A 20,757-nucleotide genomic window follows, 5' to 3' on the forward strand; every position below is an offset into this window, starting at 1 on the left:
TCTTACAAACAAAGCGGGTACAGCATATTGGCCTTAAGCCTATCTCCGTTCGTTATCATCATCACCGAACGAATCATCAAATAACTTGCGCAGCCGGTCTTTATCGCGTCGTTCTTTGATCCTTGCGAATGGGTTCAGGCTGTGCATAATGCTTCTGCGCCTGTGAACATGCACGACTTGTCCTGTATCCTGCCCGGCTCGCATTCCAAAACTGTGAGGTTGGATATACCAATAGGAAAATGCACAGCCGATCAAGGCAAACACACCCAAAAGCAGGTGAACCTGTCCGTAAAATATCAGAACAAGCACTACATCCAGCAGCGCCAGATATTTGAGCTTCATAGGAATAATAAAGAAGAACAATATCTGCTGTTCGGGGTTCATCATTGCCCAGGCAATAGTGACGCCTGCAAGCGGCAGCCACAGCCCGATAAGCGAGATTGGTATGTTCAACAGGACGGAACCTGCCCATAGGCCGCCGGCAGTTATCGCGCTCATCAGGAAAAAGTAGAGCGCATAACGCCTGGTGTCCCATGACCTTTCAAGACTGCCCCCGGCGATCCACAGCCAGTATGCTCCGAAGAGCAGACTGATGATGTCCCCTCTCATAGCTACCAGGGGATATGTAACGAATGTCCACGGCATCTTCAAGGCTATAGGCGAGCTGAATCCGAGCAGGTATGTGATCACGTCGAGTTTGAACAAGGTGACCGCAAGAAAGGTTGCCGCATTCGCAATGATAATCAGCTTCGTCAGCGGTATCCTATCTTGAAATAGCCAATAATTTATCCTGTCACCCGTCGTGTATCCTCGCATATTCACTCCAATAAGAATAACTTAGAATTCGCATGTTCGGGTGCGATATTGATCGCGCCCGGAATAAAATCACCGCGATTTGAAATCGCGAAGTTCTGTTTCGAGTCGGATCGGACATCCGACCCGAACGAAGCGAGAATTTTTTTCTACAACCTTAGGTTCAAAGCAGATTCCTCACATTCGTTCGGAATGACTGAATTTGAGAGGCTGTATGTCTTTGCAATAGGCTCTCAAAAATTCAGAATTCAAAATTCAGAATTCAAAATTTTGATTTAGTGCCTTTCCTTTTCCACAGCGCTCGCACAATATCTATAAACTGCTGCCCTCTATGCACAAAGCCCTTTAAGTTGCGCCCGGACACCCGATGATTCAAGGGCAGGGGAACCTCCACAATTTTATAGCCTTTTCGGAGTGCATCGATAGTGAGCGCTGTTTCCACTCCGAAGCCCCTTTCAAACCCGCCGATATCCTCGATCAGTCTGCGCCGGATCGCTCTCTGGCCGGAGATGGGCGCTGTCACCAGGATTCCGCCATATTTCTTGATTCCCCACCTCGCCAGTTTCAACACAAATCCAAACCCGCCTTTATGTCCCGGCGGAGCCTTCATAACTGCGATGGCCATATCTGCCTGGTCGGCTAATATCGGTTCGAGCAGCTTATATGTCTCAGCCGCGCTGGGACCAAGATCGGCATCGATTATCAGCAAAATCTCGGAATTCGTTTCAGCAGCCCCACGGTTCATGGCGGCGCCTTTGCCCGAATTTTGGTTCATCTGGATTACACGCGCTCCGGCGTCATAAGCGACAAACGGCGTTTCATCTTCAGAACCGTCGTCGATCACGACCACTTCTTCAATGTCCGGCATGCCCAGCGCCGCCTGCACGGTCTGGCCTATTATATCCTGCTCGTTATATGCAGGTATGAGAACGCTTACTCCAGCCAATTACTTCTTCTCCAGGCTCTGAGGAATGAGTCTGTCGGCGGTGTCTTTGACACCGAACCGAGCCTTTTCACCATTAAGCGCGCAGATCAGAGCTATCTGACCTATAGCCGAATCCACATTGTCAACCGTCGCAATACCGGATTTATGCCATATTGGGACATACGAGCTTATGCATTGGGTCCCTTCGCATCCAACCACGACGCAATCGGGCTGGTTGAACTGCGCAATCAACTGAGTGTCGATGTAATGTGGGCTGAAAGTGGTACGTGACTGGGCTCCACCGACCAATACAATGAACCGGTTGTGCCTGGTGTATTCACCTGTAAACTTGGCGACGCCTGAGTCCTCCAGCCTTGAAAGAAAATGCTGATAGTCGCCGGTATAGAGCATATTTGCAAGAATAGAGAAAATCTTATCGCGTGCCTCTTTCGGGTCGCCGGGCGGGGTTATTCCGCAGTTTATCAGCGCAGCGCTGATCTTTGCATCGTCATCAAATGGAAATAGGCGATTGATGTCAGTGACCGAGTTAACTCGTGCCCCGGCCATCTCCAGAGCAAGTTTGACGTTGCCCGACAGTTCGTCATAATCACCTGTCTGGACTATAGCCACATTTCTCCAAGCCAGTCTGTCTTTGACGACCGTTGGGAGAATTACTCTGCAGAGATCTTCGCAATTTTTTGCAACTTCTGCCTTTTTCGCGGCATCATCAGCGGCTATGTCTATCTCACGCTTGAGAACACGCATTGAGTTCTCGTAACGGGCGATTGTGCTCCGTTCCGTGCCTGTGACCGGTGTTCTTTTGGCGAATGAGGTGCCGATCACTATCCCGACCGCAAGCGCGAAGAAAACCGCTGCCAGGCTGTATATGTGATATCGAATGTCAATCATTCTATCTCTTCCATTCCCACGGGCGTGTCTTAGTATAGAACTGCCAGAACTGTGATCTGAGATTGTCTATCACGGACTGCACTCTGTCCTGTATTGTGGGCGACAGCGCCAGCACTGTCGCTATTACAACCAGCGCCGCCAGGGCAAGAATTCCGACATACTTTACGCTTGGCTGCGCCCGATACAGTTTACTTACACCTTTTGCGTCGACTAACCTGTTTCCGACTTTGAGCCTGACGAGAAATGTGCTGGACATGCCTTTGCGGCCTTTGTCCAGAAAGTCGATCAGGTGCGAGTGAGTGCCCACAGCAACAATCAACTCCGCGCCTTTCTCATACGCCAAAAGCAGTGCAAGGTCTTCGCTGGTTCCCGGTATTGCGCAGACATGCGGTTCCAGACCGAGCGAGCGCACACGCGGCAGTCCTGGAGCTTTTCCGCTGGTGTATGCGTGCACGATGAGTTCGGCTCCGCATTTGAGCGTGGTATCGGAGACGCTGTCCATATCGCCGATTATGATATCGGGTTTCAGACCGATCTCGACCAGAGCGTCCGCGCCCCCGTCCACACCGATCAGTACGGGCTTCATCTCACGAATATAGTGCCTGATAATCGCGAGGTCCTGCTTGTATGTCTCGCCCCTGACGACCACCAACACGTGCCGATTGTTGATCTGTGTCAGCACATCCGGCAGCGCAGAGGGGTCAAGCAGCAGTGACTTTTCCTTGGTGACGTAGGTGAGAGTATTCTTTGCAAAGTCTTCGAGCACAGTGCCCAGGTTCGCCTTAGCCTCTTCTATGAGCGTGTCGATTTTCTCTTTTGTAAGGACCTTACCACGCGAAAGAGTGTCATCATTTCTGCAGATTGCGCCATCTCTGATCTCGATTTGCTCGCCCTCTTTGATACCTTTGAACAGCTCTTCGCCGGCATTGTCGATGAGCGCGATCCCTGCGTCGATGAGCACACGCGGGCCGAGGTTGGGGTAATGTCCCGAGCATGACTTGGCAGCATTTATGACGGCAGCGACATCCGCATCCACGAGCATCTGCGCGGCTGTGGAGTCGATATCTTCGTGGTTTATTAATGCTATATCGCCCGGCTTCAGGCGTTTTGCAAGGTCTTTTGTGCGTTTGTCGAGCCTAATGGTCCCTCTGATATGCAAGTGACAGCATCTCCCTGGCGTGTTGGGTGGCGGCCACGGACGATTCTGTTCCACCCAGCATCCGTGCCAATTCAGCAACTCTCTCTTCATTTTCAAGCGCAGTTATTCTTACCATGCTACGCCCATCTAATACGACTTTGTCGACGGAAAAGTGCCTGTCGGCTTTACTTGCCACCTGTGGCAGGTGAGTGACACACAGTACCTGACAGTTTTTTGCCAGAGACGCAATCTTGTCACCGAGGACTTGCGCGGTCCTGCCGCCAATCCCTGAGTCTATCTCGTCGAAGATGAGAGTGGGGACCGATGCGCCCGCCGTCACCGACTTCAGTGCAAGCATGATCCTGGACATCTCGCCGCCGGAAGCTATCTTCGCAAGTGGCTTAACCGGTTCACCAGGGTTAGGTGAGATCATGAACTCGAGTTCATCGGCGCCCTTAAGTCCGGGATCTATCGGTTGCATACTTACCTCAAATCTTGTTTTACCCATCGCAAGGTCGGATAGTTCGGACTCCACAGCCTTTTCAAATTTTGGTGCGGATGCTTTTCTGAGTTTGGTGAGTTTTTCACATATGCCATGCAGCTTGTTTTGCATATCTTCTATACGGTTTGCAAGCGAACCTGAAAGCTCCTCGGCATTGGTGAGTTCCTCAACCTTGCCGGAGAGTTCACTTGCGTATCTTAGTATATCCTCGATGGTATCGCCATATTTGTGCTTGAGAGTGCGGATCAGTTCGAGCCTCTCCTCGACCTGCTCCAGCCTGTTCGGGTCGGCCTCGACATCTTCCATATACTGCCTGACCTGACTGAGTGCATCCTGCGATGCGATAAGCGCGGTGTTCATGTTTTCGACGAACTCGCCCATAGATGGGTCCATGGCCGAAATCTTCTCAGCGGAACCGGCGGCGGCGCTCAATGAATCGATGCACCCCCCGTCCGCACCGAGCGCATCATGGATTTCGGAGGCCGCCGCGTATAGTTTTTCTGCGTTGGCGAGCCTGTTCCTTTCAATGAGCAATTCTTCATCCTCGCCCGGTTGAAGTTTTGCGTCCGATATTTCCTGCGCCTGGAAGTTGTAGAGGTCGAGCAGCCGTGCTCTTTCGCGTTCGTCGGTGCGCAGTCTGTCGCGTTTACTGCACAAGTCCGCCAGCTGCGTATATATATCCTGGGCCTGGTCTCGTAAACCTATGATATCCTCGCCGCACCAATCGTCATAGATGTCTATGTGTGTCGACACCGACAGAAGTGACTGGTGCTCATGCTGGCCATGTATGTCTATCAGGTGCGAGGTTATGTCCTTGAGCACGGAAGCGGTCGCGGGGCGTCCGTTTATGCGGCACTGCGACCTGCCTTCGTGTGCGATCTCACGGCTGAGGATCAATACTCCGTCTTCAGGCTCAAAGCCGTAATCACTCGCCGTGCGTATCGCCTCGGGGTTGTCTGAAACATTGAAGACCGCCTCAACAAAAGCCCTGTCAGTGCCTGTCCGCACGACTTCGCTGCCTGTGCGTTCACCCAGCGCCGCACTCATCGCGTCCACGATGATCGACTTGCCCGCGCCTGTCTCACCCGTGAGCACGTTGAATCCCTGTCCCGTTTCCAGGTGCAGTTCGTCTATCAGAGCAAAGTTTTGGATGTGGAGTTCGATCAGCATTGTTCTAGAAAAGTTGTCGGTTGACGGTTGGCTGTTGGCAGTCAGCTTATACTATCAAACTATCCCGCCATCAAGCCATCAATCCATGATTATTGTCCACCGCTGAACCTCTGTCCCCAGTGCAGTCTGCGCTGCAGCTTGGAATAGAAGCTGTGAGCGTTGAGTTGGACCAGTCTGGCGGTGAAGTCTGCCTTGCTCACCTCCACCTTATCGCCGCAGATCAGGTGCTGCCCCAGTTGGCCGTCCACCGTGACCATTATATCGGGTTTATCTTCGCGGCATTCGGGCACGATCTGCACGCTTTCGGTATCGGGTACTACAAGGGATCGCGCGTTCATAGTGTGGGGGCAGATGGGTGTGATGATGAGCACGTCGACGTCCGGGTGGACCACCGGTCCGCCTGCAGACAGTGAATATGCTGTGCTGCCGGTAGGGCTTGCGATGATTATTCCGTCAGCGGTGTAGGTCACGATAAATTTGTTGTCGGCGAATGTGTTCAACCCGAGCATTCGTGCGAATGGCCCTTTTGATACCACGACATCATTGAGTGCATAAAACGATCCGATCTGCTCATCATTACGAGTCACAGTTGTCTTGAGGACCACTCTTTCGCTTATCGTGTAATCACCGTCCAGAATCCTAGCCAGTGCAGCTTTTGCTTCATCAGGATGCGTCTCCGTGATGAACCCGTATTGACCGAAGTTGACGCCGATCATAAGCGTTCCGCGAGGAGCCGCGAGCCTGCCCCAACGCAGCATTGTCCCGTCGCCACCGAGCACCATCAGCAGGTCTGCGTCCAGCACTTCCGCCTCCGTGACGGCGAACTGCGGCCTTCCCATGCCTTCGGCCACATCCTCTGCTATAAGTGGACGCACGTGCCGCTCTGCGAGCCAGTCCACCAGTTCGGCGGCAAGCTGCACGGCGTCCTCTTTATTCGGATTTGGCGCAAGACCGATTGTCTTCAATATTTTTACTCACGTTCGGGCTAAAAGCAGATTCCTCGACTTCCAAAGAGCTGAGAGTGGAGAGTGGAGAGCAGAGAGTCCAGACTCCACGTTTTCATTCTCAGTGACGGATCGGCATCTCATGACTTGATTCTTAAGAAACCGTCCTCAAAATTGTGCCGATCACCGTCACCCGTCACCCGTTACCCGTTACCTGGCACCCGATACCTGGCACCCGATACCTGGCACCCGTCACCCGACACCCATCACGCTCCGGGGTTCTCAAGTCCGGGTTTTTCACCAAAGCGCTCAAGGTTCTTGATGGCTTCTTCGTTCTTAGGGTCTATCTGAAGGGCTTTGCGATACTGCTCTTTGGCCTGATCGATCTGGCCTTTCTTTTCAAGCTCCACACCCAGGTTATTGTAAGCGGGCGCAAATTTGGGATCCAGGCTGATCGCTTGCTTATACTTCTCTATGGCCCCGTCCGATTTGTCCATTTTCGCAAGAGCCGATCCTATGCCGAAATATGCGCTGCCGGATTTAGGGTCGAGTTTTACAGCAGTATTATATGCTTCCAATGCCTTGTCGTTTTTGCCGTCTGTGAGATAGATGTATCCAAGGTTTAGTGCTGCGCCTGCATTGTTCGGGTCTGCTGCAAGCAGCCCTGTCCAGGCCTTTTCCGCCTCGGCATTTTTGTCCAATGAGGTGTAGACAGTTGCGAGGTTCTGCCATGCCGGTGCAAATTTCGGGTCTTTTGTGGTCGCTTCAGACATCTTTTCGATTCCTTCATCGACCTTACCCGCCTTGAACAATGCCCATCCCAAGTAGGCCAGAGTCTCGACATCATCGGGTTTTGTTTTAAGAGCAGCTCTGAACGCTTCCGTAGAATCCAGGAATTTGTTCTCTTTCAGATAGAGCACACCAAGGTTATACTGAGGGATAAACTCTTCAGGTTTGATCTTGGCGGCGGCTTCATATTGCGCCAGAGCTTTTTCATCTTCGCCCTTAGCAGCAAAAATTGCGGCAAGGCCGGTGCGTGCGGCATAGTTCTGTGGATCGGCAGCGCTCGCTTTTTCAAAAGCTGAACATGCATCCCTTGTGTTGTTATTGTTATTAAGCGCTATGCCCAGATTCACCCAGAAGTCGGCATTCTGCGGCGTTAATCTGGTGGCTTTTCGCAGTTCGGCTATTCCCTCGTCAGCTTTGCCGATCTCTCCAAGCGCGAGGCCGAGGTTGTTGTGAATATTTGCATCATTCGGGCTTAGCGCGGCCGCTTTATTGAACTCTTCGACTGCATTCTGCGAGTCCTGCAACTTGAAATATGAGTTACCCAGCCAGTAATGTGCTTCAGCCCAGTCCTTGCGCTGATTAGCGGCCTCTTGGAATTCAGGCACAGCAGATTTGGCATCGCCGGTCTGCAGATAGGCCATGCCCAGGTTGAACCGCAGGTCCGAGCCGTCGGAATTGAGCGCACGCGCCTCTTTGAGCACCACCAGCGCATCGTCAAATTTCTTCTGTGACAGGTAAATGTAGCCCAGCCAGCGCCTGCATGTGGCGTCCTTAGGGTTGGACTTTGCTGTCTGTGAAAGCGAGACTATCGCCTCGTCCACTTTGCCCTGCTTGTAGAGTTTCACACCATCTTCGGTGTTTGCGTTTGCCGCCATCGGCACCAACAACGCGACCAGTATAATTGGAAGAATATTACGCATCATGAAGCAGAATCTATTCATCTTATACAGCTCCGTCAAGTGTTGATCGTGCGGCATTGCGCGCACCGCCCATATTATACCAGCGCCTGTTCTTCAAAACAAGTTCGCAAGCTCTTGCATTTTATAAGTTTTCAGAGGTAACATAAAGTTTATGAGAATAGTCGATCTTACGCATGGCGTCAATCGAAAGAATGTGACAGGGGATGTAATTCCGGTGGTTGTCCGTTCCGCCGATCCTATCAGTCGTATAGCGTTGGATGATTTGGTCACGCTTGCGACGGTGGTCGATCTTACCGACCGCGCCGACGAGACAGAGATCAGCCTTGGGGATATATCGAAAACAGGTGTAGCCGATATAGGTGGGTGCATACTGCACACGGACTGGTGCGATCACTATATTTCCGGCCTGCGCACCAAGTCACCTGTGCTGACGATAGGGGCCGCTTCATATCTGCTGCAGGGCGGCGTACGCACGATTGCTTCGGACTTTCCGATCACAACGGAAGCAGCAGACCTGCTCATCCACAACAACTGCATACTCGTTCACTGCCTGAGCAACATAGGCGAGCTTTGCAAGTCGATAGTCCGGCTTGTTGCGCTCCCGCTCAAGGTTGATGATGTATACAGCGCCGAGGCGCGCGTGATCGCTATAGAAGAATAGTGTTATTCGTCCTCGACAAACACTTTACGCCGCACTTCGTCTATTGTGGTAAGCCCCGCCATGATTTTTTCTACGGCATGGTCTTTCATGGATCTCATGCCGGCTGCGACAGCCACATCGCGTACCTGGTCGGCAGTAGGGTTATGCAGCGCCAGGCGCCGCATCTCTTCATTTACCGGCATCAGCTCAAAGATTGCAAGCCGACCCGAATAGCCGCGCATATTGCACTGCGGACAACCGACGGGCTTGTAGAACTCCGCTTTTTCATCAATGTCTTCAATACCAAGCAGAGCCAGTTCGTCAATTGTCGGCTTATACGGAGATTTGCAGCGCGGGCAGAGCGTGCGCACAAGTCTCTGTGCAAGCACGCCTATTACGGACGAGCCAATAAGGAAAGACTCGACTCCCATATCGACAAGACGCGTAATAGCGCTGGGAGCGGTGTTGCAGTGAAGGGTTGAAAAGACAAGGTGTCCGGTCATAGCGGCCTGGAATGCAACCTCAGCAGTCTCACCGTCTCGAATTTCTCCAACCAGGATAACATCCGGGTCCTGCCGCAGAATTGCTCGAAGCTGCGCCGCGAATGTCAGTCCTGCCTTTACATTGACTGCTGACTGGTTGATCCCGTCGAGTTCATATTCGATGGGGTCTTCGCATGTCATAATGTTGGTGTCTTCTGACTTGATGTGTGTCAGTGCGGCGTAGAGAGTTGTGGTTTTGCCGCTGCCTGTGGGACCTGTGACCAGTATTATCCCGTGAGGCTTTCGGATAAGGCTCTCAAATACGGCATGTTCTTGCTCTGCGAACCCGAGCTTTTCAACCGAAAACTGCTGCGCTGACTTGTCCAGGACACGCATAACCACACGCTCTCCATATTGGACAGGCAGTGTGGAGATACGCAGGTCGATATTTTTGTTATGGACCCTCAATGCAATTCTGCCGTCCTGCGGCTTGCGCTTTTCGGCTATATCGAGTTCGGACATGATCTTGATACGGCTGATTACCGCTGGTTGGATGGCCTTGGGCAGATTACGAATGTGCTGAAGAGCGCCATCGATTCGATAACGAATTTCCAGATGGTTGGCTCTAGGCTCAAGGTGAATATCACTGGCATGCTGCTTAACAGCTTCCTGCAGGACGAGGTTCACTGTCTTGATGACCGGTGCCTGTCCACTTTGTCTGCGCTCTTCGGCTATATCGTTTGAAAGATCGTTTTCCTGGATTTGAATATCGACACCGCAGACGGCTTCCTCGATGGACGCGGTGATGTCATCCCCGCTTGAACCGCCATAGACCTGATCCAGAGTCGCCATGATGCGCGCTTCACTTGCCAGCAGTGGCTCGACACGCATACGGCTGCTTCTCGCGACCGCGTCTATTGCTTCAACATCCATGGGATTGGACATAGCGACCGCAAGCTTTTCGTTTGAAACGCTCACCGGCACCAGGGTATATGTGCGGGCAATCGATTCAGGCACGAGCCGTGTCACTTCACTTGCAATCGGATACTCACCCAATTGAATATGAGGCATTTCAAGTTGAAGTGCACGTGCTTCGGCTATATCATCTTCAGAGGCCAGTTCCGCTTCGAGCAAAATTTGTCCCAGGCGCTTGTAATTTTGTTTTTGTTTTTCAAGTGCCCAATCGAGTTGATCGCCGGTGAGCACACCTGCTGCGACCAGCATATCACCAAGTCGTGTCTTAGGCAGCGATTGCATCGGCGTTCTCCTTTGCAAGTTCGATAATACGGTCCGCAATATTCCAGAGCGGCAATGTCTCATGGACAACCCCCGCCTCTATTGCATATGAGGGTAAGTCGAAGACAACGCTTGAAGCCGAATCCTGCGCGATGGTAATCCCTCCGGCGCTGTGAATTGTGCGAAGTCCCTCGCGTCCATCGGTGCCGATGCCGGTCAGCAGGACTCCAACAGTCTGTTTGGCGAAAGTACCTGCTATAGAAGTCATCATATGATCGACACGAGAGCGCCTTTCTTCCGGCAGGTCATCAATATCTTCGACGAGCACTCTTATACCCGGCGTGCCGAAATCATCCTTTGTGAACATCAGACGGCAGTTGCTGGGTGTCATCAAAATACGTGACGGTTGCAGTGCCTGTCCATCAACAGGCTCATGAACCGGCAGATTGCACATCTGATTAAGCATATTCGCAAGCACACGTGTAAAACCGTTTCGCATCTGCTGGATGACGATTATCGTGCCTGGAAAGCTGGATGGGAACTGAGGCAGTATCTGAGTGAGAGCTTGTGGTCCCCCGGTGCCGGCCGCAATCACAACGACCGGACCGGTATAGTTAAGCGTTTGTGCTGAAGAATCGGAAAGCTGCATCATATCACCCCACTAATATAGGCGGCGGGGCGAACTCACCGCAGCCTATTGACTGCTATTCACGCGCACGGTTATGGTCAACTCTGTCCCTTCGACTGCCTCAGGAGGCAGTTTATCAACCGGCCAGTCTATCTGGACGCCTTCCTCATCAAGCAGGACAACGGCATATTCGTTTTCGACCCTGTCGACAAACGCGCGCAGTTTTTTCTCTGTCATGGCCGCTCCTTTATAGTGTTCGTGATGATAGTGCGGCCATCGCTTATAATACTTATTGTGCCATCTTTATCGGTCCGATGTAGCGCTGCACCGGTATTTTTTGGGTCAATTCTCTGCAAAATCACCCGGTTTGGGTGTCTGGAGGATGATAATATGCACTGTTCCGGGCGAACTCTCGATAGGAATTCAAGTGTAATCGCATCTGATTTGGCAGCTTTAGAGATGGCCAACACATTGCTTTGAAGGTCGATGCCGGATTTGACCAAATAGTTTTGCGCACTCCCGCCGGCATCGGATGTAAACAAGAACCGTTTGCCCTTGAACGTGAGCCTGACAACCAGTGAGTTGCTGTCCGAGTCTGAGTCTGTTTGTGACAGCAGTCCGGGCGGCGGGCTCAGAACTTCCAGTTTCGTGGATCGAGACAGCCTGATCATATCGCCGCCGCGGATATTTGTCTGGGGAACGTTGTGCTCATTTGCATAGTCGATGGCTCTCTTCCATTCGCCCGACGATCCTGTTTTCTCACCCCGAAGGATCCTTTTCACCTTGAATCGGCTGATGATGGTTTCCAGTGCTCCGCCTCGATTGGCTGTCGGGTTGGTCACAATGACTTCCAGGCTTTTCACGCCCGTATCCTGCAGGTATGCAGCGAGTGCGACTGCCGTCCGGCGGGAACCGGGGTCAATCAGAATGCACTCGTGCTCGGGTGTGCGAACAAGCGCGCCATTGCCAAGGTCGGCATCAAGGAAATCTATTCTGATGACCGGTCCTTTGGGCATATTGTCCTGTCTGGCAGTGATGTAGCCGACATATATACCCGCAGTAAGGGCGATGATTACTATAAGCAATGGCAATAATAGTCTGCGCATGATTACTCCAGTCAGCAACCGAATAATATGTCAGTTCACGCTACAATGATGGTTTTCTGAGAGGGCGAAGCTCCTGCTGAGCCAATATGCCCGCATCTATCTTAATAACTAAACCATGCACAGTCAAATGCAGGAGTTTTCGAGTTTTCGGCGTAAGAGTAAGCGTTACTACAAATATGTGGGGTAAAAATGCCGATACTAGGTGTAGGGACGGATATAGTGGAGACCGCGCGCATACGTGAAGTGCTGGAGCGCGAAGAGGCTTTTGCGCGCCGCGTATTTACACAGGCCGAACTGGATTATTCACTGCCTAAGCAGTCGAAATATCTTCACCTTGCCGCCAGGTTCGCAGCCAAGGAGGCCGTGGCCAAGGCTCTGGGCAGGTCGTTTTCCTGGCAGGATGTCGAGGTAGTCAATAACGCTCTGGGCAAGCCGGAGGTGAAGCTCCATGGCGAGGCGAAAGGTGCGGCAGGCAAGGCGAGAGTGCATTTGAGTGTGTCGCATACGAAGAATTATGCGAGCGCAGTTGCGATTGTGGAGGAATGAGGGTTGAATAATCTGGACATGCTGCCGGTTGTGACGGCACAGCAGATGCGTGACCTCGATAGACGCGCGACTGAGGAGTTCGGGATTCCAAGCATACTGTTGATGGAAAATGCCGGGCGCGCCGTCTATGAAGCTGCAGTGGAACTGCTCGGCAGCGTGGAGCTTAGGAATATACTAATTGTCGCCGGACCGGGCAACAACGGCGGCGACGGATTTGTGGCGGCTCGGTTCCTTTACAACGCAGGCGCGAACGTGAGAATATTTTATTTTGGTGATCGCAAGAAAGCCAAAGGAGACGCGCTCACAAACCTGGAGATAGCGCAAAAGATCGGTCTGGATATTGACTATTCCAAAGATACAGATGCTCTCGGCCTGGCAATTAAGCCGTGCCATCTTGTTATAGATGCTCTTCTGGGAACAGGCGTAAAGGGAGAGTTGAAACCTGAGATTGCACGAGTGGTCGGCGCTATGAACCGCAGAGGATGCCCATTGATTGCTGTCGACATTCCGTCAGGAATAGATGCGGACACAGGCAGACCTCTTGGACCGCCGTTAGGCAAGGAACATATCGGCGAAAGCGCAGTTCGAGCGGATATGACGGTTACTCTTGCACTTCCGAAGATAGGTATGGTGAGTTCAGCCGAATGCGCTGAGTATGTGGGCGAACTGGTGACGGCGGATATAAGTATTCCCGATGAAGCCGTTCTGAGTTCTAATGAGTTTCAGACATGGATGCTGGAGGGAAGCCCATTATTTATCAGCGGCAGACCTTTTGGCGCGCATAAGGGCGATATGGGGCATCTGGCGATTGTTGCCGGTTCAGTCGGCATGACCGGCGCCGCGACTCTTGCCGCAATGGGAGCGCTCAGGATCGGGACTGGGCTTGTAACAGTAGCCGTGCCGGAGTCGCTCAATGATATTATAGAAGTAAAGCTCACGGAGGCTATGACTATCCCTGTGCCCGAGGGCAAATCCCGCGCATTCGGGATGGCATCGCTTGATAATGTCCTTGAGATAATTGAGAAGCGTGATGCAGTGGTGATCGGACCGGGATTCGGCAGGGACGAAGACACCATAGCTTTTACACTGGAGCTAATTAAGAATCTGGATAAGCCTGCAATAATAGATGCGGATGCGCTGTTTGCGATTTCCAGGGATTTGAGCGTCGTAAAAAATTGTAAAGCGCCGCTAGTGTTGACACCGCATCCGGGTGAGATGGCGACGTTGTCAGGAACGTCTGTGGACAAAGTGCAGTCAAATAGAATAGAGGCTGCACGAACATTTGCGCGAGAATATGGCGTGACGCTTGTCCTAAAGGGCGCTCGCACTATAATCGCCGAACCTGACGGGATGGCGTTCATAAATATGTCCGGCACGCCCGGCATGGCTACTGGCGGCACGGGCGATGTTTTGTCCGGCATGATAGGCGGACTGCTTGCCCGTGAGCCGGATATGTTGACTTGGATGCAGGCGTGCAGCGCAGTTTACATTCATGGCAGGGCAGGGGAGTTGGCGGCTGAGAAGCTCGGAGAAGATGCCATGCTTGCCTCCGACTTGGCAGACAATATAGGCGCAGCCATCATGCAAGAATTGGACGAATCAGAAAAGGAGTGACGAGCCATTAACATTTCAAAGAAAGTCCTCATCTGTATTTTATTGCTTATTATGAGCGCATGTGCAGCATGCGCCGCTGTAAAGGTCAATGTCGCAAAAAAAGGCAGCTATGTCTACTGGCTGACCTGCAAAAATGCCCTCGGCGAGACTCAGACAACACTGCCAGAAGTCTTCAAGGGCAAAGGCACCAATCTGGACGCTAAGGATCTGCCGGTCAAATTCACGGATGGCAAGCTCTTTGTGATGGACAAGAAGACCGGCAACATGGTGATAGTGGACTACGCAGCGCCCAAGGACGAAAAGTCTGCCAAGCCGATAAACCTCAAGTCTGACGATTTCCAGTATGTCCGCAATGTCAGGCTCAGGATAGTGACCCAGGACGGTGCGCCTGTAGCGCGCGGGATCGTCCATATCACGGATGGAATGGGCACCGAGATGAGCGCGGTGCTCACACCTGCCGACGAGGGATATGTGATATTTAAGAATGTGGCGACTGGCGAGATCAGCGTAAAGGTGGACGCCGAGGGTCTGACCAAGACCAAGGATTCGGACATCGAGCTTCCCGAAAAACGCGACAGCCTCGGCTTTGAGAGGAATGTAAAAGTCATGGGCGATGTGGATACACTGCCTGTAGAGCCAAGCACAACCACTAAAGGCAATGCACAGCCTGCAACTGCGAAGCCTGGGCCGGGGTCGTATATTCTGCCGAGTATTGTCGGGGTAATCTTCATTGCGATCATAATCGTTGTGTTCTATTCCATATTCAAGTCCAAGGGGATCACTGCAGGCGAAGCGCTCAAGAAAATGGGTGTTGAGCTGCCTGGCGATCAAGCGGCAAATGTGCCCGCTCCCGAACCGCAGGATTCAGTCGACCCGAATATATGCCAGTTCTGCGGTCAGAAAAAAGATGCCAACGGCAACTGTGCATGCACCATTACTGCCGGAGCATCGCCATTCGGCGGGCAGTCTCAATCGGCTGGTCCAAGATTGATAGGAACGCAGGGCGCATATGCAGGCAGAATTTTCGATATACCGGAGGGCAGTGTAATCATTGGGCGCGAATCATCAAACCAGATTGCTCTGACAGATGACAGCACGGCTTCCAGGCGGCATGCCGCAATCACATCTGCAAACGGTGAGTATACGATTCGTGATGAGGGTAGTTCCAACGGCACGTTCGTCAACGGTGCTCGTATTACTGAGCAGAAGCTGACCCCTGGTGATGAAATTCAGATCGGCGGGTCTAAGTTTAGGTTTGAATGTTAGACAACACTAAACAATAATTAGTTTAGCGTTCGGGCGCGATATCTGATCGCGCTCGAAAGAGGATATCGCGATTTGAAATCGCGGAGTTCTTTTTCGGACCGGATCGGATATCCGGTCCGAACTGAGGGTCAAAATTCTGCTTCATGGGATAAGATTTAGTTATGGGTTGTGAGTTGGCGAGTTATGAGTTGAATTCGCGCTAACCCACAACTCATAACACATAACTCATAACAGGTTTTTTCAATGTTAAGGATAGTCAGATACACATTTGCAGGGATGCTTGGGGCGATAATCGCGTGGGCCTTGATGGAGCCAACGCCTCTGATGCCGGATGATGGCGGCTCGATAGGTTATGGCTCAATTGTCGCAATCGGCCTGATATCGGGTCTTGTAATCGGTTTGATGCTTGGTATTGCCGAGGGTTTATCGGGCCTGTCGCCGAGGGATGCGGTGAAAAGTGCTGTGCTGGGGGCTGTAGTCGGAGCGGCAGGCGGCATGGTCGGCCTGGCTATGGGTAATGCGTTTTATAACGGCATGTATCAGCTTGCGGGAGCTGGCGCACCGGCGCAGCAGTTGCCGTCCGATATACCTGCACAGGCACGGCCAGCATCGTCTATGATGCCTGGACCGCTCTCATTCGTGTTGCTGCTGATCGGCAGAGGATTCGGATGGGCGCTTATAGGCATGTTCATCGGCCTCTCCCAGGGAATTGCGACATTTTCGACAAAGAAGATGGTCAATGGAGCTATCGGCGGCATTATAGGTGGCGGCATAGGCGGATCGGTCTTTGAGATACTCGCATGGCTGAACCGCGGCGGCGCGGCAAACTTCCCTCCGGGGATGATCCGTTTTATCAGTTTCGCTATAACCGGCGGCGCAATCGGCCTCTTTATCGGCTTTATCGAGGAAGTGGCCAAGCGGGCATGGCTGGTTCGCTTGGTGGGTCGAAATGAGGGTAAAGAATACTCTCTATATAAGCAAATCACGACTATCGGCCGCAGCGAACTCGCGGACATACCAGTTTTCACAGACCCTGACGTCTCAGAACGCCATGCTTCAGTCGGTGTTGAGGGCGGTCGATATTATGTAGAGGATTTGGGCTCGACCTACGGGACGAAAGTGGACGGCCAGAGCATATCGAAAAATGTCCTCCGAGATGGTGACGTGATCGAGATAGGCAAAACGAAATTTCTCTTCCATGACAAAGCCAGCGCGCCGAAGTATGTGCAGTCCGCTCCGCCGATGGTTGACAATGTCCAGATACCGAACTCGGATCGCATCTGCCCGTTCTGCGGGGCGATAAAGGATGCAAACGGCAACTGCGAGTGCACTGTGGGTGCTCAGCCGCCTGTCCAGAATATGCAGCAGACGATGCAACAGACAGTGCACCAGCCCGTTCAACAGCCGACAATCCAGCCTCAGGGACAGCCACATTTCTTTGGCGAGCCTGACCAGGCTTCCGCGCAGTTTCCGCAGCCGTCTGATCCGCCACAGGGTGCAAGGCTTACTGCCATATCGGGTCCTTATTCCGGCAATACATATATGTTGGGATCAGGTCAGACTGAGATAGGCCGCGATGCAGCCAAACCGATCGGTCTGCCCAACGACAACACTGTCTCGCGCAATCACGCGCGCATTGCGCAGGAAGTGACCTGCTATGTTATCTACGATTCGGGCAGCACCAACGGGACTTTTGTGAACGGCAATCGTGTCCAGCGCCAGGAGCTTAAACCGGGCGATCTGGTCCAGATAGGCAACAGCAAATTTAGATTTGATATTTAGTAATTTTTATTGATTATTGCTTCTGTATGTTGAGGAGCAGGCAGGATAATTGAGGACACAGATATGGATGACAGTACAAAAATGATCTTTCCTGACGATCCGAATAAGACCCGCATCGGCGGTGTGGATCCCAATGCCACACAGATGTCCGGCGGTGGATGGGATGCCAACCGGACTGCAATGGCATCGAATATGGCGGCTGTGAGTGTCGAGTGCATTCCGGGTAATACGTATGCGCTTGCCACTGGTGAGTCACGCGAGCATCTGCTTGCCAAGATAACCGCCAGCGGCGCTGCGATGGGTTCACGGATGCCTATCAATATTTGCCTGATTCTCGACCGCAGCGGCTCCATGGAGGGTCCGCCGATGGACTATATGAAGCAGGCATGCGGTTATGTGGTCGATTTGCTGGAGCCTAACGACGTGCTATCGGTCGTGACATTTGCCGAAACAGCACAGGTTCTTATGCCTGCGCGGCGTGTAGTAAACAAGGCTCTTATCAAGGAGCACATCAACCGTCTGGACGTGGGCAATACTACAAACCTTTATGATGGGATCGCTCTGGGCTGCAGCCAGATCGCGTCTATTCCGGCGCAGGGATATGTCACTCGCGCGCTGCTATTTACGGACGGCGAGCCTACTGAGGGCAACAAAGACTTTCAATCTATCGTAGGCCAGGTAGCCGAGCAAAAGAGCAGGGGGATCACGGTCACTGCCCTGGGTTTCGGCAGCGAGTATAACGAAGAACTGCTTGCTTCCATTGCAAAGCGCAGCGGCGGAAATTATTACTATATCACTCGCCCGGAGCTGATCCCTGAGGTCTTCCGCAAAGAGCTGGAGACATTGATGATGATAGTCGCGCGGAACGTAAAGATGCGCGTGCAGATGTCGCGATGGGTGCAGGTGCGGCAGATATACAACAAGCTGCCGACATTCGGCCACCGCTCGGCGGAGGTAGGTCTTGCCGATCTCGAACGTGGGGACACCACCAGCGCCGTAATTGAGCTTGACCTGGGACCCAGGCCGGGAGGCAAATACAGGGTTGCAAAGATCGAAGTTATCTACGACGACTCCATGACCGGCCGTACAGAGACTGTCTCATGCGATGCCGTATTGGAGTTCACTGCCGATCAGAACCTAATAGCTGCCAACGTGAACCCATTGGTCCAGCGTGAGATAGAGGTTGCCGAAGCGTCGAGGAATTTGGAGAAGACGGTAATGGGCATGCGTACCCAGCAGATTGCTCCCACGGAAGCCATGCATGAACTCGAAAAGACCAGGATGCTCCTAGCCCAGCAGGGAAGGACTCTGCAGGCTCAAGAAATTCAGCAGGCCATCGACTCGATCAAACAAGGCTCCGGCGCTGAAAAGACTCTCGTCGGCACAATTATCAACCTCGACCGGGGGAAAACGAAATGAACGAGACAATGCGTTGGGATCATAACAATAACAAGTGGGAGGGTGAGGCTCCTGCCAAGTCAGATTTTGCGCAGAACAAATGGGAGGGCGAGGCTCCTGCCGAGCCGGGTTTCGATCAGAACAAAACCCAAATCGCAGGCGCGACTCAGATGGTTATGGAGCCGGAGACCAATGCTACTCAGTTCGCCGCCAATGTGACCTGCCCCGTGTGCGAGACACCTAACCCGCCTTCGGAGACATACTGCATAGACTGTGGTTTTATGCTCAGCAGCGCGCCTGTGGCACTTGAGGATATGCCCGAGCCTGAGGATTTGGGCAAACTCGTAACACCTGACGGCACACGTGAGTTCGTTCTTAAATCTGGTGAGAACAGCGTCGGGCGAGAGAACGCAGATATTCTGCTTACGCACAATACCGTTTCACGCAGGCATGCAAAGATAACCGTGCAGGATGGTCATGTGTGTGTGACCGACTTCGGCAGCACCAACGGTACTTTTGTCGACGGCAGGCGGCTCACAGGCGATGAGGCTGTCGAGATAAAAGATGGAGCCGAGCTGATGTTCGGCAGTATGACCGTCAAATTCCAGGCTCCTTTAGCGCCTATAGAAGAGGCATCTGAAGAATCTGCCCTAGAGTCTGAAGAAGAAACTGAGCAGGAGAATGTCGAATCATCGGCAGTCGAGCCTGATGTGGAACCTGAAACCGAAGTAGAGAGTGCCGAAGGTGAACCAGCGCCTGTAGGCAAGCTCATCGCCAATGATGGGTCGATGAGTTTCGATATTGCAAATGGAGAGAACACCATAGGCCGCCGCGATGGCGATAACACAATCGTTATATCCGACCCATACATCTCAGGCCGCCATGCCGATTTGCATGCTGAAAATGGGCTGTTTATTGTCACCGATGTCGGCAGCACGAATGGGACGTCCGTTAACGGTGTCAGGCTCCAGCCGAACGAACCAAAAGATATACTCGACGGCGATGAGATCACAATCGGCCAAAAGGTCTTTAGAATAGAGGTGGCCTGATGAGTGACGAGTGCCGTGAGATAACGGCAAAAATAAACACTGCCGAGCTTATCGAAAAGTGGCAGGAGCGCGCAGAGAATGCGCGTGATATTCAGGTCATCACTCTGCTTGGCGCAAAGACCGACCTTGGCCGGGTGCGTGAGAACAACGAAGACAAGTTCGAGTTTTTCCAACCGGACGACCCTGATGTCCTGGCGATCAAGGGATCGTTTTATGCCGTTGCGGACGGCATGGGCGGCCACAATGCTGGTCAGATTGCAAGCGAACTTGCCCTCAAAACTGTCATAAAGGCATATTATGCGGACTCTTCACCCGTAATTGAGGAGTCTCTGCGTGCATCTTTGCAGCAGGCGAATGCACTCATATTCGATGCCGGCCGCGCAATAGTCGAACGCTCGGGGATGGGCACAACCATGACTGCTCTGGTTATTCGCGGTGAAGAGGCATTTATTGCGCAGGTGGGTGACAGCCGCCTCTATAGGCTTCGCGATGGAAAAATCGAGCAGCTCACTGAGGATCATTCATGGGTCAACGAGCAGGTGAAACGCGGTGGCCTCAGCCCCGAAGAGGCCGAAATGTCGCCGTTTCGCAATGTAATCACGCGCTCGCTGGGGAACGCTCCGAATGTTGATGTCGATATCTATACTGAGGAACTCAAAGTAGGGGATAAATTCTTACTTTGTTCGGACGGTCTTTCGGGCGATGTCAAAGCCGATGAGATGGCGGATGCAATGAAAAAGAGCTGTCCGTCTCAGGCAGCCCAAGATTTGATCGAGCTTGCACTGGAGCGCGGTGGACGCGACAACACGACCGTCCTCATACTCGAAATCGTCGAAATAGTAAAGGGCAAGTGCCCGCCCAAACGCAAGGGCTTGGGCGCTATCTTTACGCGGGGTTGAT

Annotated in this window: 19 protein-coding genes; 8 read left to right on the top strand and 11 right to left on the bottom strand. The window is 52.5% G+C overall.

What is annotated here, in order from left to right:
* Positions 1 to 39: 39 nt before the first annotated feature.
* From LLG46_05580 to LLG46_05610, 7 genes are all read right to left on the bottom strand, one after another.
* Positions 40 to 816: a rhomboid family intramembrane serine protease gene (locus tag LLG46_05580; protein MCE5322773.1), complete on the bottom strand. Its 777-nt coding sequence runs from the start codon at positions 814 to 816 to the stop codon at positions 40 to 42.
* Positions 817 to 1,075: 259 nt separating this feature from the next.
* Positions 1,076 to 1,759 carry a glycosyltransferase gene (locus LLG46_05585; protein MCE5322774.1) on the bottom strand — a complete coding sequence of 228 codons (684 nt, stop codon included), beginning with the start codon at positions 1,757 to 1,759 and terminating at the stop codon, positions 1,076 to 1,078.
* Positions 1,760 to 2,647: a copper transporter gene (locus LLG46_05590; GenBank protein ID MCE5322775.1), complete on the bottom strand. Its 888-nt coding sequence runs from the start codon at positions 2,645 to 2,647 to the stop codon at positions 1,760 to 1,762.
* A gap of 1 nt (position 2,648) precedes the next feature.
* Positions 2,649 to 3,806 carry a hypothetical protein gene (locus tag LLG46_05595; protein ID MCE5322776.1) on the bottom strand — a complete coding sequence of 386 codons (1,158 nt, stop codon included), beginning with the start codon at positions 3,804 to 3,806 and terminating at the stop codon, positions 2,649 to 2,651.
* Positions 3,784 to 5,457, bottom strand: coding sequence for a DNA repair protein RecN (gene recN / locus LLG46_05600; protein MCE5322777.1), 1,674 nt, complete (start codon positions 5,455 to 5,457; stop codon positions 3,784 to 3,786). The genes LLG46_05595 and recN overlap by 23 nt, the downstream gene beginning before the upstream one ends.
* Positions 5,458 to 5,546: 89 nt before the next feature.
* A complete protein-coding gene (locus LLG46_05605; protein MCE5322778.1) occupies positions 5,547 to 6,422 on the bottom strand; it encodes an NAD(+)/NADH kinase in 876 nt (291 codons plus the stop codon).
* A 245-nt stretch (positions 6,423 to 6,667) separates the two neighbouring features.
* A complete protein-coding gene (locus LLG46_05610; protein MCE5322779.1) occupies positions 6,668 to 8,131 on the bottom strand; it encodes a tetratricopeptide repeat protein in 1,464 nt (487 codons plus the stop codon).
* 130 nt (positions 8,132 to 8,261) lie between these two features.
* On the opposite strand from LLG46_05610, the gene LLG46_05615 reads away from it, so the two are divergent.
* Entirely contained in the window at positions 8,262 to 8,771 is a 510-nt protein-coding gene (locus LLG46_05615) for a cyclase family protein (protein ID MCE5322780.1), read from the top strand.
* A 2-nt stretch (positions 8,772 to 8,773) separates the two neighbouring features.
* Here the strand turns inward: LLG46_05615 and tadA are convergent, their stop codons facing one another.
* The 4 genes from tadA to LLG46_05635 are packed head-to-tail and all read right to left on the bottom strand — an operon-like array spanning position 8,774 to position 12,202.
* The gene (gene tadA / locus LLG46_05620) at positions 8,774 to 10,489 is read right to left on the bottom strand and encodes a Flp pilus assembly complex ATPase component TadA (GenBank protein ID MCE5322781.1); all 1,716 of its coding nucleotides are present in this window, start codon (positions 10,487 to 10,489) and stop codon (positions 8,774 to 8,776) included.
* The gene (locus LLG46_05625; protein MCE5322782.1) at positions 10,473 to 11,120 is read right to left on the bottom strand and encodes a CheB methylesterase domain-containing protein; all 648 of its coding nucleotides are present in this window, start codon (positions 11,118 to 11,120) and stop codon (positions 10,473 to 10,475) included. The genes tadA and LLG46_05625 overlap by 17 nt, the downstream gene beginning before the upstream one ends.
* Positions 11,121 to 11,162: 42 nt before the next feature.
* The gene (locus tag LLG46_05630; GenBank protein ID MCE5322783.1) at positions 11,163 to 11,333 is read right to left on the bottom strand and encodes a DUF3006 domain-containing protein; all 171 of its coding nucleotides are present in this window, start codon (positions 11,331 to 11,333) and stop codon (positions 11,163 to 11,165) included.
* The gene (locus LLG46_05635; GenBank protein ID MCE5322784.1) at positions 11,330 to 12,202 is read right to left on the bottom strand and encodes a hypothetical protein; all 873 of its coding nucleotides are present in this window, start codon (positions 12,200 to 12,202) and stop codon (positions 11,330 to 11,332) included. Before LLG46_05635 ends, LLG46_05630 begins: the two co-directional genes overlap by 4 nt.
* A gap of 189 nt (positions 12,203 to 12,391) precedes the next feature.
* Here LLG46_05635 and acpS point away from each other — a divergent pair, with 189 nt between their 5' ends.
* The 7 genes from acpS (at position 12,392) to LLG46_05670 (ending at position 20,756) form a co-directional block, all read left to right on the top strand.
* Entirely contained in the window at positions 12,392 to 12,748 is a 357-nt protein-coding gene (gene acpS / locus LLG46_05640) for a holo-ACP synthase (protein ID MCE5322785.1), read from the top strand.
* A gap of 3 nt (positions 12,749 to 12,751) precedes the next feature.
* Positions 12,752 to 14,362: an NAD(P)H-hydrate dehydratase gene (locus LLG46_05645; GenBank protein ID MCE5322786.1), complete on the top strand. Its 1,611-nt coding sequence runs from the start codon at positions 12,752 to 12,754 to the stop codon at positions 14,360 to 14,362.
* A 51-nt stretch (positions 14,363 to 14,413) separates the two neighbouring features.
* Positions 14,414 to 15,628, top strand: a complete 1,215-nt coding sequence (locus LLG46_05650) for an FHA domain-containing protein (GenBank protein MCE5322787.1) — start codon at positions 14,414 to 14,416, stop codon at positions 15,626 to 15,628.
* A gap of 243 nt (positions 15,629 to 15,871) precedes the next feature.
* A complete protein-coding gene (locus LLG46_05655) occupies positions 15,872 to 17,410 on the top strand; it encodes an FHA domain-containing protein (protein MCE5322788.1) in 1,539 nt (512 codons plus the stop codon).
* A 63-nt stretch (positions 17,411 to 17,473) separates the two neighbouring features.
* The gene (locus LLG46_05660; GenBank protein MCE5322789.1) at positions 17,474 to 18,829 is read left to right on the top strand and encodes a VWA domain-containing protein; all 1,356 of its coding nucleotides are present in this window, start codon (positions 17,474 to 17,476) and stop codon (positions 18,827 to 18,829) included.
* Positions 18,826 to 19,857 (top strand): FHA domain-containing protein, encoded by a 1,032-nt coding sequence (locus tag LLG46_05665; GenBank protein MCE5322790.1) that lies wholly within the window; start codon positions 18,826 to 18,828, stop codon positions 19,855 to 19,857. Before LLG46_05660 ends, LLG46_05665 begins: the two co-directional genes overlap by 4 nt.
* Positions 19,857 to 20,756: a Stp1/IreP family PP2C-type Ser/Thr phosphatase gene (locus LLG46_05670; GenBank protein ID MCE5322791.1), complete on the top strand. Its 900-nt coding sequence runs from the start codon at positions 19,857 to 19,859 to the stop codon at positions 20,754 to 20,756. The genes LLG46_05665 and LLG46_05670 overlap by 1 nt, the downstream gene beginning before the upstream one ends.
* Position 20,757 lies beyond the last annotated feature (1 nt).

Source organism: bacterium, assembly GCA_021371935.1.
In the GTDB taxonomy this organism is placed as follows: Bacteria; Armatimonadota; UBA5829; order UBA5829; family UBA5829; genus UBA5829.

Excerpts from the sequence above, each read along its gene's own strand:
- LLG46_05580 (MCE5322773.1), bottom strand. The coding sequence starts at position 816 with ATGCGAGGATACACGACGGGTGACAGGATAAATTATTGGCTATTTCAA.
- LLG46_05590 (MCE5322775.1), bottom strand. The coding sequence starts at position 2,647 with ATGATTGACATTCGATATCACATATACAGCCTGGCAGCGGTTTTCTTC.
- recN (MCE5322777.1), bottom strand. The coding sequence starts at position 5,457 with ATGCTGATCGAACTCCACATCCAAAACTTTGCTCTGATAGACGAACTG.
- LLG46_05610 (MCE5322779.1), bottom strand. The coding sequence starts at position 8,131 with ATGAATAGATTCTGCTTCATGATGCGTAATATTCTTCCAATTATACTG.
- LLG46_05615 (MCE5322780.1), top strand. The coding sequence starts at position 8,262 with ATGAGAATAGTCGATCTTACGCATGGCGTCAATCGAAAGAATGTGACA.
- tadA (MCE5322781.1), bottom strand. The coding sequence starts at position 10,489 with ATGCAATCGCTGCCTAAGACACGACTTGGTGATATGCTGGTCGCAGCA.
- LLG46_05625 (MCE5322782.1), bottom strand. The coding sequence starts at position 11,120 with ATGATGCAGCTTTCCGATTCTTCAGCACAAACGCTTAACTATACCGGT.
- LLG46_05630 (MCE5322783.1), bottom strand. The coding sequence starts at position 11,333 with ATGACAGAGAAAAAACTGCGCGCGTTTGTCGACAGGGTCGAAAACGAA.
- LLG46_05635 (MCE5322784.1), bottom strand. The coding sequence starts at position 12,202 with ATGCGCAGACTATTATTGCCATTGCTTATAGTAATCATCGCCCTTACT.
- acpS (MCE5322785.1), top strand. The coding sequence starts at position 12,392 with ATGCCGATACTAGGTGTAGGGACGGATATAGTGGAGACCGCGCGCATA.
- LLG46_05650 (MCE5322787.1), top strand. The coding sequence starts at position 14,414 with ATGAGCGCATGTGCAGCATGCGCCGCTGTAAAGGTCAATGTCGCAAAA.
- LLG46_05655 (MCE5322788.1), top strand. The coding sequence starts at position 15,872 with ATGTTAAGGATAGTCAGATACACATTTGCAGGGATGCTTGGGGCGATA.
- LLG46_05660 (MCE5322789.1), top strand. The coding sequence starts at position 17,474 with ATGGATGACAGTACAAAAATGATCTTTCCTGACGATCCGAATAAGACC.
- LLG46_05665 (MCE5322790.1), top strand. The coding sequence starts at position 18,826 with ATGAACGAGACAATGCGTTGGGATCATAACAATAACAAGTGGGAGGGT.
- LLG46_05670 (MCE5322791.1), top strand. The coding sequence starts at position 19,857 with ATGAGTGACGAGTGCCGTGAGATAACGGCAAAAATAAACACTGCCGAG.